The sequence below is a fragment of the Burkholderia sp. Bp8998 genome, assembly GCF_003854235.1.
Taxonomy (GTDB): Bacteria; Pseudomonadota; Gammaproteobacteria; order Burkholderiales; family Burkholderiaceae; genus Burkholderia.
Window position 1 is genome coordinate 129,873 of record NZ_QTQF01000020.1, and the last position, 14,701, is coordinate 144,573.

Annotated in this window: 12 protein-coding genes; 4 read left to right on the forward strand and 8 right to left on the reverse strand. The window is 67.8% G+C overall.

Annotated elements, in window-relative coordinates; translation table 11 throughout:
• Positions 1-162 precede the first annotated feature (162 nt).
• The 8 genes from fdhA to DIE06_RS20830 all read right to left on the reverse strand — a co-directional run bounded on the left by fdhA (position 163) and on the right by DIE06_RS20830 (position 10,039).
• Entirely contained in the window at positions 163-1,359 is a 1,197-nt protein-coding gene (gene fdhA, locus DIE06_RS20790) for a formaldehyde dehydrogenase, glutathione-independent (protein ID WP_124662955.1), read from the reverse strand.
• Between the two features lie 280 nt (positions 1,360-1,639).
• Positions 1,640-2,830 carry an efflux RND transporter periplasmic adaptor subunit gene (locus DIE06_RS20800; protein WP_124662957.1) on the reverse strand — a complete coding sequence of 397 codons (1,191 nt, stop codon included), beginning with the start codon at positions 2,828-2,830 and terminating at the stop codon, positions 1,640-1,642.
• Positions 2,830-4,659: an efflux transporter outer membrane subunit gene (locus DIE06_RS20805; RefSeq protein WP_124662958.1), complete on the reverse strand. Its 1,830-nt coding sequence runs from the start codon at positions 4,657-4,659 to the stop codon at positions 2,830-2,832. Before DIE06_RS20805 ends, DIE06_RS20800 begins: the two co-directional genes overlap by 1 nt.
• 7 nt (positions 4,660-4,666) lie before the next feature.
• Complete coding sequence (locus tag DIE06_RS20810; protein ID WP_124662959.1) at positions 4,667-5,605, reverse strand: glycosyltransferase family 2 protein; 939 nt, start codon at positions 5,603-5,605, stop codon at positions 4,667-4,669.
• A gap of 10 nt (positions 5,606-5,615) precedes the next feature.
• Entirely contained in the window at positions 5,616-7,202 is a 1,587-nt protein-coding gene (locus DIE06_RS20815) for a DHA2 family efflux MFS transporter permease subunit (RefSeq protein ID WP_124662960.1), read from the reverse strand.
• Entirely contained in the window at positions 7,199-8,482 is a 1,284-nt protein-coding gene (locus DIE06_RS20820) for a glycosyltransferase (protein WP_124662961.1), read from the reverse strand. Before DIE06_RS20820 ends, DIE06_RS20815 begins: the two co-directional genes overlap by 4 nt.
• A 17-nt stretch (positions 8,483-8,499) precedes the next feature.
• Positions 8,500-9,069, reverse strand: coding sequence for an isoprenylcysteine carboxylmethyltransferase family protein (locus DIE06_RS20825; RefSeq protein ID WP_124662962.1), 570 nt, complete (start codon positions 9,067-9,069; stop codon positions 8,500-8,502).
• A 67-nt stretch (positions 9,070-9,136) separates the two neighbouring features.
• Positions 9,137-10,039, reverse strand: coding sequence for an alpha/beta fold hydrolase (locus DIE06_RS20830; protein WP_124662963.1), 903 nt, complete (start codon positions 10,037-10,039; stop codon positions 9,137-9,139).
• A 55-nt stretch (positions 10,040-10,094) separates the two neighbouring features.
• On the opposite strand from DIE06_RS20830, the gene DIE06_RS38365 reads away from it, so the two are divergent.
• The 4 genes from DIE06_RS38365 to betA all read left to right on the forward strand — a co-directional run bounded on the left by DIE06_RS38365 (position 10,095) and on the right by betA (position 14,570).
• Complete coding sequence (locus DIE06_RS38365) at positions 10,095-10,400, forward strand: hypothetical protein (RefSeq protein WP_185733436.1); 306 nt, start codon at positions 10,095-10,097, stop codon at positions 10,398-10,400.
• A 360-nt stretch (positions 10,401-10,760) separates the two neighbouring features.
• Complete coding sequence (betI, locus tag DIE06_RS20835; protein ID WP_124662964.1) at positions 10,761-11,345, forward strand: transcriptional regulator BetI; 585 nt, start codon at positions 10,761-10,763, stop codon at positions 11,343-11,345.
• Between the two features lie 32 nt (positions 11,346-11,377).
• Positions 11,378-12,847 carry a betaine-aldehyde dehydrogenase gene (gene betB, locus DIE06_RS20840; protein ID WP_124662965.1) on the forward strand — a complete coding sequence of 490 codons (1,470 nt, stop codon included), beginning with the start codon at positions 11,378-11,380 and terminating at the stop codon, positions 12,845-12,847.
• 22 nt (positions 12,848-12,869) lie between these two features.
• Complete coding sequence (gene betA, locus DIE06_RS20845; protein WP_124662966.1) at positions 12,870-14,570, forward strand: choline dehydrogenase; 1,701 nt, start codon at positions 12,870-12,872, stop codon at positions 14,568-14,570.
• Positions 14,571-14,701: the final 131 nt, after the last annotated feature.

Genomic DNA, 14,701 nt, shown 5'->3' on the forward strand with positions numbered 1-14,701 from the left:
GTCGCCGCCGGACGGCGGTAAAGGGTCGGGAACGGGCGATGATTATCGCAGCAATTGCCGGCCGCGGCGATCGGGGTTCGCCGGCGCCGGCGGCGCCCGCCCACAGCGAAAACGGGCGGCACCGTCTCCGGTGCCGCCCGCTTCATGCCCGTCGTTCGTGCGTCAGGCCGCCAGCAAACCGTGCGGATCGATCACGAATTTGCGCGGCGCGCCGCCGTCGAACTTCTTGTAGCCTTCCGGCGCCTGGTCGAGCGAGATCACCTCGACGTTGACGATCTTCGCGATCGGCAGACGGTCGAACAGGATCGCCTGCATCAGGTTGCGGTTGTACTTCAGCACCGGCGTCTGACCCGTGAAGAACGAGTGCGACTTCGCCCAGCCGAGGCCGAAGCGGATGCTCAGGCTGCCGTGCTGCGCGGCCTTGTCCTTCGCGCCCGGATCGTCCGTCACGTACAGGCCCGGGATGCCGATCGCGCCGGCCGGCCGCGTGATTTCCATCAGCGAGTTCAGCACCGTCGCGGGCGCTTCCTCGGAATGGCCCGACGAACCGTGGCCGTGCGCCTCGAAGCCCACGCAGTCGACCGCGCAGTCGATCTCCGGCACGCCGAGGATCTGCTCGATCTGCTCGCCGAGCGACGCGTCCAGCGACAGGTCGACCGTCTCGAAGCCCATCGCCCGCGCATGCGCGAGGCGTTCCGGGTTCATGTCGCCGACGATCGTCACCGCCGCGCCGAGCAGGCGCGCCGATGCGGCCGCCGCCATCCCGACCGGGCCCGCGCCCGCGATATAGACCGTCGAACCGGGCTTCACGCCCGCGGTCACCGCGCCGTGATAACCGGTCGGCAGAATGTCGGACAGGCAGGTCAGGTCGCGGATCTTCGCCATCGCCTGGTCGCGGTCCGGGAATTTCAGCAGGTTGAAGTCGGCGTACGGCACCAGCACGTATTCGGCCTGGCCGCCGATCCAGCCGCCCATGTCGACGTAGCCATATGCACCGCCTGCGCGCGACGGGTTGACGTTCAGGCACACGCCCGTATGCGTGTCCTTGCACATCGCGCAACGGCCGCACGCGACGTTGAACGGCACCGACACGAGATCACCGATCTTCAGCGTCTCGACATCGGGGCCCGCCTCGACCACCTCGCCCGTGATCTCGTGACCGAGCACGAGGCCGATCGGCGCGGTCGTGCGGCCGCGGACCATGTGCTGGTCGGAACCGCAGATGTTCGTGCTCACTACCTTCAGGATCACGCCGTGGCCGATCGCGCGGCCGGTCGGATCGACCATCTTCGGATAATCGATCTTCTGCACTTCGACCTTGCCCGGCCCAAGATAGACGACACCTCGATTGCTGCTCATCGTATTGTCTCCATGTCTCTTTGGATGGCGCTGCCGTACACCGGCGGATGCGGCGCACACGCAACGTGCTGTTCGAGAGTAGTCCCGGAGGCGGGGGCACCGATGTCTCAAACGCGACATGCGTTTGACCGGTGCCGACATCGATGGCGGAAACCCGAAGGTCGAGCCAGGAAGACGGCCGGCAGGCGGGAAAGCGGCAGATCCGAGCGCGCGGCCGGGGGCCCCGTCGATCGTCACGAGGGGCCCGCCCTGCCGGTCGGGCACGCCGATCGGTTTCGCCTTACCCGCCCTGATTCTCGCGGACGATCGCGGCGGCGGCCGCTGCCGCGTCGCTCGCGACGCCGTCGTGCATGCGCGTGCTGACGGCGGGCGTCGGCGGCTCGCTGTCGAGTGCATGGCCGTCGCGGTTGCGCGTATCGACCGTCGCGCGCATCGACAACCCGACCTTGAGCGGATGCGCGGCCAGATCGCGGGGATCGATCGCGATCACGACCGGCACGCGCTGCACGACCTTGATCCAGTTGCCGGCCGCGTTCTGCGACGGCAGCATCGAGAACGCGCTGCCGGTGCCGGCCGAGAAGCCCTGCACGCGACCGCGATAGACGACGCGCGACCCGTACAGGTCCGACACCACGTCGACCGGCTGGCCGACACGCATGTGGCGGATCTGCCCTTCCTTGAAATTCGCCTCGATCCACAGCCGGTTCAACTGCACGATCGACATCAGCGGCACGCCGGGCCCGACCTGCTGGCCGACCTGCACCGCACGTTGGCCGACCGTGCCGTCGACCGGCGCGACGATCGTCGTGCGCTTCAGGTTCCGGTACGCGAGCTTGAATTGCGCGGCCGCCTGCACGACGGCCGGGCTCTCGTCGACCGGCAGCTTGCTGCCGAGCGCGCGCGCCGCTTCGAGCTGCGCCTGCGCGGCCGCGAGGTTCGCCTGTGCACCGGCGACCGCCGCGCGGGCGCGTGCCAGTTCCTCCGGCGCGACGATCTCCACCGATGCGCCCGACCGCGCGGCAAGCGCGCGCTGCGCGAGCGACAGGTCGGCCTGGCGCGCGTTCACGGCCTCCACGTACATCGTGTTCGAGATCTTCGCGTTCGCGACCTGCCGCACGGCCTGCACGAGTTGCGCCTTCGCCTGCGCGAACGCGACGGACGCTTCGGTGTCGTCGAGCCGCACGAGCGTCTGCCCGGCGCGCACGGCCTGCGTATCGGCGACCAGCACGTCGGTCACGGCGCCCGGGATCTGGGCCGCGACCTGCACGATGCTGCCCGCGACGTACGCGTCGTCGGTGTCCTCGACATAGCGGTCGCGCAACAGCCAGAACGCGATCCAGACCAGCGCGGCGAACGCCACCACCGCGAAGAACAGCATGAAGCGCTTGCGGCGCGTCGCGCGGCGCGCGTCGAGTGCCGGATCGTCGAGGGCGGCCGGCTGCGCGGCCGTATGAAGGTTGTCGTGGTGCATCAGTCGCTTTGAGTAACGATCAGCCGATCGTGCTGGAAGACAGGTAACGCCGGCATGACCGACGGGGCCGGCGACGGACTCGCCGATGCCGTGCGTGCAAGAACGGGGGTGGCGCGAGACGTCGCGCCGATCGTCGACGGGCGCGCCGTCTCGTCACGCCTCGCGATACCGGCATTCGGGGTACCGACGACCTGTGGACTTGCGCTGCTCGCCGGACGCGTCCCGGTCGGCGCACCCGCCGCCGCCCGCCCAGGGGCAGCCGCAACCGCCGCGACAGTTGCCGCCCCGCGCCGTGCCACGCCGTTGCGCGTCTGATGCACAGCCGGCGCCTGCGCCACCGTTGCGCCCGCATCGAACCCGCCACCCAGCGCGCCAATCAGCCCCACTCGCAGCGTCCGCTGCCGGCCGAGCAATGCGATCATCTGCGCGCGCTCGTCGATCAGCGTGAGGTCCGCGACATCGACATCCTTCTGCATCAGCACGCCGCGCCGGTGGCGCTCGGCCGCGATCTGCACGATCTTCTGCGCGGCCGCGACCGCGTCCCGCTGCTGCGCGACGAGCGTCTGAGACGTTTGCAGCGACGTGACGAGCTGCGCGACCTGCCCGAGCGCATCGTCGACGGTCTTGTTGTACAGCCCGATCGCGACGTCGGCCTGCGCGACGTCCGCGCCGAGCCTGGCCTTCAGCCGGCCGCGGTCGAAGATCGGCAGCGAGATCGCCGGGCCGACGGAGCCGGCGAGCGCGTCGCGCGAGAACAGCGACGCGGGCGTCAGCGCGAACACGCCGCCGAGCGCGACGAGGTTCACGTCCGGATAGAACTGCGCGCGCGTCGAATCGGCATTCGCGAACGCGGCCTCGACGCGCAGCCGCGCGGCGACGATATCGGGCCGGCGGCCGAGCAGGTCGGCCGGCAGCCGCGCCGGGACGGCACCGCCCGCGAACGCGCCGACGCGCGGCCGCTGCAGCGCGAGCCCGCGCTCGGGGCCGCGGCCCGACAGCACGCCGAGCTGCAGTTGCGCGAGCTTGATCTGTTCGTCGTTCATCGCGATCTGCGCGAGCAGCTTGCTGCGCTTGATCGACGCGTCGCTCGCGTCGTACGCGTTGTCGAGCCCGCGCGCGGAGCGCTCGCGCAGCACGGTCGTCACGCGCTGGCTGACCTTCAGTTTCTGCTGCAGCAGATCCTGCGTCGCATACGCCTCATCGAGCTGGCAATACACGGTGACGATCGCGACCGCGAGCGTGAGCCGCGCCTGCTCGGCCTCGACGCGCGCCGCTTCGCGCAACGACATCAGGCTCTTCGTCGCGGCGCGGTTCCTGCCCCACAGATCGAGCTGGTAGTTCAGCCCGACGAACACCGACGACGGCGATGTGTTCGGATCGCCGAAGATCTCGACCGGCACGCGATAGCCGCCAGCCGACACGTTCGCGACGTTGTCGCCCGGCTTCGGCATCCGCGCCCGGCTGATCGTCGCGCCGGCCGTGCCGGTCAGTCCCGTCAACGAATCGAACTGCTGAAGCTGCGCCTGCGCGACCCGCAGCCGCGCCTGCGCAACCTGCAGGTCGGGGTTGTTCTGCGATGCCTCCGCCACCAGTGCGTCGAGCTGCGGATCCTGCAGCTGCTTGACCCAGTCGGGCGCGGGCCACGCGCCGTTCGTGCCGGGGCCGGCCGTTTGCGCGAGCGCATCGTCGGCCGGCGCGCGCAGCGACAGCGACGGCAGGAAGCCCGACGGCACGCAGCCGCCCGACGCCAGCAGCACGGCGGCCGCCCCGATCATCGCGCCGCCCTTCACGGCACGCGCCATCCCAGCCGCTTTCTTCACACGCCGCATCGTGCCCTCACCCCTGCTGAATGCGCTGCGCACGCGCGGCCAGACGCGGCCGCGTGCGCTCGAGCGGGCCGAGCCGGCCGAACAGGCCGTCCGCGACGCCGAACAAGATGCCGGCGAGCTTCGCGCGCTTGTCGCGTTCGACGAGCGCGATCTGCACGACCTGCCACACGGTCAGCAGGTTCGGCACGATCGCCACCGGAAAGCGCAGCCCGTACTGCATCCCGAGCTGCACCGCATTGCGCGCGCTGTAGTAGCGCCGTTGCCACGCGTGATTCATCGACGTCATTTCGAAAGGACCGATCGCGTGCCGCTGCTTCGCGCCGATCCGGTGCGGCAGCACCAGCGACGGCACGACGTAGAGCGGCACGTTGCGCGCAAGCGCGCGGAAGCTGTACTCGGTATCGACGTGATCGATGAACAGCGTCTCGTCGAACCGGCCGAGCACGTCGAAGGCATCGCGCGACACGACGCAGCCCGACGAGATCAGGAATGCACAGCGCTGCAGCGGCGCGCCCGGCTCGATGCGCAGGCGGCGCAACCCGATCCCGTTGGTCGCGAGTTCGGGCAGGAAGCTGCGCGCGTTCTCGTCGAAGATGCGCGGGCCGGCCAGGAATGCACGCCCCGCGAGCCCCGCGCAGACGTCGCGCATCACCGGGAAATACGCGGCCGGCACCGACGAATCCTGGTCGAACAGCGCGACGGCATCGACGTTGTCACGAAACAGCGCCTCGAGCCCCGCGTTGTACGCGCCCGCGATCCCGCCGCGATTGCCGTGATGCAGCAGCGCGATGCCTTCGCGATCGCACAGCTCATGCGCCCGCGCATCGGGCTGTGGCGTGTTGTCGACAACGAGCAGCGCATCGCACGCGTGCCGCCATGCGCCAAGCGCCGCGAGCTGTGCGTCGGTCGGGTGATACAGGATCACGAGTGCGCCGAGTGTCGTCATGCCGCTCTCCTCAATGTCCGAACGAAGCCGCCGCGCCGCGCTTCGGTCGCGTCAGCCACATCATCGCGGCGAGCACGAGGCAGGTCATGCTCGCCATCCAGAACATGTCGCCCGTCGCCATCATGTACGCCTGCTGCATCACGACCTGGTGCAGCGTGGCGAGCTCGCGCACGCCGTCCACGCCCATCGCGTTCAGCGAGTGCACGAAGCGCTGCGTGTTCGCCGACGCGTGCGTGACCGATTGCGACACGACGTCGTAGTGATAGGTCGCACGGTTGTCCCACAGCGTCACGCTCATTGCGGTGCCGAATGCGGCGGACAGCGTGCGCAGGAAGTTCGACAGGCTCGACGCGGCCGCGAGCCGGTCGTCCGGGATGCGCGACAGCGTCGCGGCCGTCAGCGGAATGAAGAAGCACGGCAGCCCGATCCCCTGGATCAGCCCCGGCGTGGCGATCTGCGCGAACGTCATCTTCAGCGTGAAATGCGCGTCCCATGCGAGCACGGCGGCGAACACGAGGAAGCCGAACGTCGCGAGCACGCGTGCGTCGAAGCGGTGCGCGTGCAGGCCGACGAGAATCGAGAACACGAGCGCGAGCACGCCGAGCGACGCGGTGGCGAGCCCCGCGTGGAATGCGTTGTAGCCCATCACCGCCTGCATCCACAACGGAAACACGACACCCACCACCGAGAAGCTCATCATCCCGAGCGAGATGATCAGTACACAGAACGAGAACGTGCGGTCGCGAAACAGGCTCAGGTCGACGACCGGATGCGCGTCGCCCGCCTCCCAGATCAGCAGCGACACGATCGCGAGCCCCGCGACCACCGCGAGCGTGACGATCAGTGGCGAATCGAACCAGCCCCTGTCGTGGCCGAGATCGAGCATCGCCTGCAGCGAGCCGACGCCGATCACGAGCAGCACGATGCCCGGCACGTCGATCGGACCGGCCGCGCCGCGCTGCGCGTCGGGGCGCAGCATCGCGGTGCAGACCGCGAACGAGAACAGTCCGATCGGTAGATTGATCAGGAAGATCCACGGCCACGAGAAGCTGTCGACGATCCAGCCGCCGACCACCGGCCCGAAGATCGGCGCGAGCAGCACGGTCATCGCCCACAGCGCGAGCGCGATGGTGCGCTTGTCCGGCGGGAACGTGCGCAGCAGGATCGTCTGCGACAGCGGCACCATCGGCCCCGAGCACAGTCCCTGCAGCGCACGGCAGACCACCAGCACGTGCAGGTCGCGCGCGAGCCCGCACAGCAGCGACGTCAGCGTGAACAGCAGCACCGCGCCGACGAACAGCCGCAGTTCGCCGACGCGTCGCGCGAGCCAGCCGGTCAGCGGCACCGCGATCGCGGCGGCGACCGAATACGAGCTGATCACCCACGTACCCTGGCTATTCGAGACGCCGAGACTGCCGGAGATCGCCGGCACCGCGACGTTCGTCACCGTCGAGTCGAGCACTTCGATGAAGGTCGCGAGCGACAGAGCGAACGTCAGGAGCGCGAGCCGGGCGCCGCGCACCGGCGGCGCGGCGGGGGCGGGTTCGCTCGCATCGAACGCGGCGGGCGTGTCCTGAAGCGACGATGCCGTGCTCATGCGCCCGCCGTCGCGACGTCGGCCGGCGAGTTCGCGCGGCCGGGTTTCGGTGCGAAGCGCTCGATGAAATCGGCGGCCGTCTCGCAACCGTCCGGCGCAGCGTCGATCAGTGCACGCGCGCGCGCCGCATACACGGCGAATTCGGGTTCGCCCAATACGCGCATGAGCGCCGCACCGAGACGCGCGCCGTCGACCGGACCGTCGACGCGTACACCCGCACCGCTCGCCGCGACGCGCTGCGCATTGTCGAACTGATCGTGCGCGAACGGCGTCACGACCTGCGGGATCCCGGCCTCGAACGCGAGCGCCGCGGTGCCGATCCCGCCGTGATGCACGAGCGCGCGGCAACGCGGCAGCAGCGTGCGCATCGGCACGAAGCGGCGCACCAGCAGCCGGTCGCCATCCGGTGCCGCATCGTGCGGGCTCAGCAGGATGCCGCGCGCACCGGTGGCGTGCAGCGCGTCCGCGACCGCGCGCGCATACGCGGCGTGATCGACGCGCGTCGACCCGGCCGTGAACACCACCGGCGGCTCGCCAGCCGCGAGAAACGCGTCGAGCGCAGCATCGTCGTCTGGTGCTGCGATATCGTTGAACAACGGAAAGCCGCCTTGCAGAAGACGGGCCGGCCAGTCGCGCTGCGCCGGCGCGAACCAGTCGGGAAACAGGCACAGCACGCCGTCGGTCGAATGCAGCCAGCGGCCCAGCACGCGCCGCGCGGGTGCGAGCCCGAGGTCGCGGCGCACCGCATTGAGCGCCGGCCCGCAGACGCGGTCGAGCACCTGTCGCTCGATCAGCGTCATCAGCGCGGTCTTCACCGGCAGCGGCCAGCGCGCGGGAATCGTCAGGCGCGGATGCGTCGGCGGCACGTGTGCGGACAGCAGCGTCGAGGGCGACACCTGCACCGACACGTACGGCGTGCCGTGCAGCTCCTGCATGAAGCGCGCGGAAAACGCCCACAGCGTGCCGACCAGCACGGTATCGCGACCGGTCAGCGCGCGCAGCGCGTCGTAGTGCGGCCGCAGCACGGGCGCGATCACCTGCCACAGCGTGCGGAACGACGTGCGCGGATCCCACAGCGCCGGGTTCGCCATCGCGGCCTCGTATTCGGCCGCGGTACCGACCGGCACGAACGTGAACCCGCAGCGGCGCGCGGCCGCCTCGAACGGAGGATGCGTGCAGAACACGACGTCGTGGCCTCGCATCGCAAGCACGCGCGCGACGCCGAGCAGCGGATGCACGTCGCCCGCCGAGCCGATCGCGGTCACGATCATCTTCGCCATCGCGCGCCTCGCGGGGATCAGTAAAAGCCGGGGATCAGCGCCGCGACCTCGCGGCGATACTGCGCGTACGCCGGCCCGAAATAGCCGGTCAGCCAGCTCTCCTCGACGCGCACCTTGTACGCGAGCGACGCGAACACGAGCGCGACGCCGAGCGCGCCGCGCCACTCGCCGCCGATCAGCGCGGCGCCGACCAGCGCGATCAGGCAGCCGGTGTAGATCGGATGACGCACGAGGCCGTACGGGCCGGTGCGAACGAGTTCGTGGTTTTCCTTCAGCGTGACGGACACGCTCCAGTTCGTGCCGAGATGCAGCCGCGCCCACACGGAGAACAGCAGCCCCGCGACGAGCACCGCAAGCCCGCATTGGGCCTGCAGGCCGAAGCGCTGCCAGTCGGGCACGAGCGCCTGCCACGACGGATCGGGCAGGATGATCAGCGCGCCGCCGACGATCAGCGGAATCGACTGCAGCGTGCGCGAGCGCGACGCCTCCTTGCGCACGGTCGTCTTCACGGCCTGCGACGTCGAGATCCAGTAGGCGAGCCACGCGGCCCAGGGAACGACGATGGCGATGGTCTGAACGATATTCACGGCTGGCCTGCCTCGGGTGGAAAAGAATTCGGATGCGTCCGGTGCGCCCGGTGCGCGACGTGCTGCGTCACGACGACATCGCCGGCATCGGCGCGGACACACACGCGTGCGCGGCGCCGAGCGCGATGCCCGCGGCAATGGGCGGCGCGTCGCAGAAGAAGTCGAGCAGCGCCGCGCGCGTGGTCTCGCGCTGCGCGCGGCCTTCGATGTCGAGGAAATGGCCGGCGTCGGGGATCGTCGCGAAGCGTGCGCGCGGCACGTGCGCGGCCAGCTGGCGAACGTCGGCCGGCGTCGTGTAGTCATCGCGCTCGCCGTTCAGGAACAGCAGCTCGCAGCCGATGTTCGAGAATTCGCTCAGGTAGCGCTCCGGCTGCAGCGACAGGATCTGGTCGACGTGGAACGCGACCTGGTCCTGCTCGTCGCGCGGCAGGCGCGTCAGATACCGGTAGTTGTACAGCTTCATGATGCGCGGCAGGTAGCGGCCGACCGTATCGTTCAGCAGCTGCGCGGCCTTCAGGTTCTCGCCGGCCGCGATGTGGTCGCGGGCGCGCGTCACGTAGTCGACCATCGCGTCGTTCAGGAACGGCGAGAACGAGCAGATCGCCGCGCGCCGCACGCTCGGGCAGCCGCGCGCGAGCGCGAACAGCGACGCCACGCCGCCCCACGACACCGACACGAGGAACGCGGGCGCGAAGCGCTCGACCAGATGCTGGAGGATCGCGGCCTCGTCGTCCTTGGTCAGGATGAAGCAGCCGGGATTGTGCTGGCGCGACTGCCCCGCATACGGCAGGTCGAAGCAGATCGTGTTCATCCGCTCGCCGAGATACTGGACGGTCTGCCCGAACGAGGCGGTCGTCGCGAGCGCGCCGTTGACGAGCATCGCCGTGTCGAACGACGGATCGAACACGTTCCGTTCGACGTAGACCTTCAGACCATTCGGTAGCGGGACCACGTGTTTTTCGGTCGGCATCGTCGTTCTCCGGTGGATGCGGCGTCTCGGCGTCGCGGCATGCTGCAGGTGCGCAATGGCGGGCGCCGGCCGTATCGCGGCCGGTGGCCGCGCCCATTGCCGACGCACCGCGGCAAATATCCGCGGCGCCGATTCATTCCTTGTGGTGCGGCGCCATACTAATACGGTCGATATTACTTACTCAAGTCATTCCAACGATTCCCTCTACTCCATCCGGAAATACATCCGATTCAAATTTTTCATGGAATTTCTATGGTATGCAGAATCGGATGCGACGCCATCGCAATCGTTTGCGAACGAGTCGAACAACAAGCTTTATCGCGATTTATTTTCTTTAAAATCAAAGTCATGCCGCATTTGAATCGTGCGATTGAAACGGATTTCCATAAATTGCCGACCTCGACACCGAGCATTCGAATTTCCGGATTTCAGCAATTCTCACATAATTCGACATTCTTTCATCGTGTAATAAATCATATCCGGAAATTTTCACAATCATTGCGTCATCTTTCCTGGAATCGTTTTAAACAAACTTCAAATTATTTAACATCCTTTCGACTCATTTTTCCGCATCTGCACATTCGCGGCGGAACATCGCCCACCGTTCCTCCGGCGCACCGATTCACCGTCGGACCCCCATTTTTTATTGATTGAGCGATCAATAAAAAACCGCTAAGCTCTCGACTTCCAGGAACGGCCCGTCCGGGCGAAGGAGTTCACGATGCCGAAAGTCGGAATGCGGGAGATTCGTCGCGCCCAGTTGATCGACGCGACGCTGCGCTCGATCGACGAAGCCGGCCTGCCCGGCACGACGCTCGCATCGGTCGCGCAGCGCGCGAACATCTCGACGGGCATCGTCAGCCACTACTTCGGCGACAAGGACGGCCTGCTCGAAGCCACGATGCGGCACGTGCTGCGCGATCTGTGGACGGCCACCACGCGCCGCCGCGTCGCGGCACGCAAGGACCCGCGTTCCCGGCTGCGCGCGATCGTTGCCGCGAACTTCGACGACACGCAGGTCAGCGCACCCGTGATGAAGACCTGGCTCGCGTTCTGGTCGCAAAGCATGCACGACGTGATGCTCAAGCGCCTGCAGCACGTCAACACGCGGCGCCTCCATTCGAACCTGTGCGCGGAATTCGCCAAGGCGCTGCCGCGCGCGAAAGCACGGGAAGCCGCCAGCGGCCTCGCCGCACTGATCGACGGTCTGTGGCTGCGCGGCGCACTCGCCGGCGGTCCGATCGACACCCGGGCTGCAACGAAGCTCGCCCACGATTACATCGACCTGCTGCTCGCGTCCGATTGACGCGTCACGCAGTCGCCAACCAGGAGATCCTCATGTCCGTATACGGTTTGCAGCGCCTCTACATCGGCGGCGGTTACGTCGACGCCACCAGCGGCAAGACTTTCGACACCTTCGATCCCGCCACCGGCGAACTGCTCGCGCAGGTGCAGCAGGCGAGCGCGGCCGACGTCGACCGTGCGGTCGCATCGGCGCAGGAAGGCCAGCGCGAATGGGCCGCGATGACCGCGATGCAGCGCTCGCGCATTCTCCGGCGCGCAGTCGACCTGCTGCGCGAGCGCAACGACGCGCTCGCGGCGATCGAGACGCGTGACACCGGCAAGCCGATCGGCGAAACGCTCGCGGTCGACATCGTCACCGGCGCGGACGTGATCGAATACTACGCGGGCCTCGCGACCGCGATCGAAGGGCTGCAGGTGCCGCTGCGCGCCGAGTCGTTCGTCTATACGCGCCGCGAGCCGCTCGGCGTGTGCGCGGGCATCGGCGCATGGAACTACCCGATCCAGATCGCATGCTGGAAGACGGCACCGGCACTCGCGGCTGGCAACGCGATGGTGTTCAAGCCGAGCGAAGTCACGCCGCTCACCGCGCTGAAGCTCGCGGAAATCTATACGGAAGCCGGCGTGCCGGCCGGCGTATTCAACGTCGTGCAGGGCGACGGTTCGGTCGGCGCACTGCTGACGGGCCACCCGGACATCGCGAAGGTGTCGTTCACCGGCGGCGTCGAGACCGGCAAGAAGGTGATGTCGCTCGCCGGCGCGTCGTCGCTGAAGGAAGTGACGATGGAACTCGGCGGCAAGTCGCCGCTGATCGTGTTCGACGATGCGGACCTCGACCGCGCCGCCGACATCGCGGTCACCGCCAACTTCTTCAGCTCGGGCCAGGTCTGCACGAACGGCACGCGCGTGTTCGTGCACCGCTCGATCAAGGACGCGTTCACGCAGCGCGTGCTCGAACGCGTGAAGCGCATCCGCGTCGGCAAGCCGACCGATGCCGATACCAACTTCGGCCCGCTCGTGTCGGCCGCGCAGCTCGACAAGGTGCTCGGCTTCATCGACAGCGGCAAGGCCGAAGGCGCGAAGCTGCTCGCGGGCGGCACCCGCCTGACCGATGGTCACTTCGGCAGCGGCCAGTACGTCGCGCCGACCGTGTTCGGCGACTGCCGCGACGACATGAAGATCGTCCGCGAGGAGATTTTCGGGCCGGTGATGAGCATCCTCGATTTTGAATCGGAGGACGAAGTGATTGCCCGCGCGAACGACACGCACTACGGCCTCGCGGCCGGCGTCGTGACCGAGAACCTGTCGCGCGCGCACCGCACGATCCACCGCCTCGAAGCCGGCATCTGCTGGATCAACACGTGGGGCGAATCGCCGGCCGAGATGCCGGTTGGCGGATACAAGCAATCCGGTGTCGGACGCGAGAACGGCATCACGACGCTCGAACACTACACTCGAATCAAGTCGGTACAGGTCGAGCTCGGCCGCTACAACCCGGTGTTTTGAGAACGATAGGAGATACGCCGTCATGACGACACGCGAATACGACTACATCATCTGCGGCGCCGGTTCCGCGGGCAACGTGCTCGCGACGCGCCTGACGGAAGATCCGAATGTCACGGTGCTGCTGCTCGAAGCGGGCGGCCCCGACTACCGCTTCGACTTCCGTACGCAGATGCCGGCGGCGCTCGCCTATCCGCTGCAGGGCCGTCGCTACAACTGGGCCTACGAGACCGACCCGGAGCCGCACATGGACAACCGCCGGATGGAATGCGGCCGCGGCAAGGGGCTTGGCGGCTCGTCGCTGATCAACGGGATGTGCTACATCCGCGGCAACGCGCTCGACTACGACAACTGGTCGACGCACAAGGGACTCGAGAACTGGACGTATCTCGACTGCCTGCCGTACTTCAAGAAAGCCGAAACACGCGACGTCGGCCCGAACGACTATCACGGCGGCGACGGCCCCGTGTCGGTCACGACCAGCAAGCCCGGCGTGAACCCGCTGTTCGAGGCGATGGTCGATGCGGGCGTGCAGGCCGGCTATCCGCGCACCGACGACCTGAACGGTTATCAGCAGGAAGGCTTCGGCCCGATGGACCGCACCGTCACGCCGAAGGGCCGCCGCGCGAGCACCGCGCGCGGCTACCTCGACCAGGCGAAGGTGCGGTCGAACCTCGAGATCGTCACGCACGCGCTCGCCGACCGCATCCTGTTCGACGGCAAGCGCGCATCGGGCGTCACGTACCTGCGTGGCAGCGAGCGCTCGACCGCGCATGCGCGCCGCGAAGTGCTCGTGTGCAGCGGCGCGATCGCCTCGCCGCAACTGCTGCAGCGCTCGGGCGTCGGCCCCGGCGCGTGGCTGAAGGAACTCGACATCCCGGTCGTGCTCGACCTGCCCGGCGTCGGCCAGAACCTGCAGGATCACCTGGAGATGTACATCCAGTACGAGTGCAAGGAGCCGGTGTCGCTGTATCCGGCGCTCAAGTGGTGGAACCAGCCGAAGATCGGCCTCGAATGGATGCTGAACGGCACCGGTCTCGGCGCGACCAACCACTTCGAGGCGGGCGGCTTCATCCGCACGCGCGACGACGATCTGTGGCCGAACATCCAGTATCACTTCCTGCCCGTTGCGATCAACTACAACGGCTCGAACGCGATCGAGATGCACGGCTTCCAGGCACACGTCGGGTCGATGCGTTCGCCGAGCCGCGGCCGCGTGAAGCTGCGCTCGCGCGATCCGAACGATCATCCGAGCATCCTGTTCAACTACATGGCCGAAGCGCTCGACTGGCGCGAGTTCCGCGATGCGATCCGCGCGACGCGCGAGATCATGCGGCAGCCCGCGCTCGACCGTTATCGCGGCCGCGAGCTGAACCCGGGCGCCGACTGCAAGAGCGACAAGGAACTCGACGCGTTCGTGCGGGCCCGCGCGGAAACCGCGTTCCATCCGTCGTGCTCGTGCAAGATGGGCTATGACGACATGGCCGTGGTCGACGAGGAAGGCCGCGTGCACGGGCTGGAAGGGCTGCGTGTCGTCGATGCGTCGATCATGCCGATCATCACGACCGGCAACCTGAACGCGCCGACGATCATGATCGCGGAGAAGATCGCCGACAGGATCCGTGGCCGCAAGCCGCTTGCGCGTGTCGATGTGCCTTACTTCGTCGCGAATGGGGCAATGGCGAGGAATATCGCGAAGGCGGTGCGGCAGCCGGAAAGGGTGTGACGGAATCTAGCGCGCTGTCCAGTTTTTGGCGTATGCGATGAAGACGCCGCCGACGGACCTATCCGTGATTTCGTGGGCGAGGCATATCATGAGGTGTAAAAGTCATGGATATGCCGATGAAGAAGAAAAGA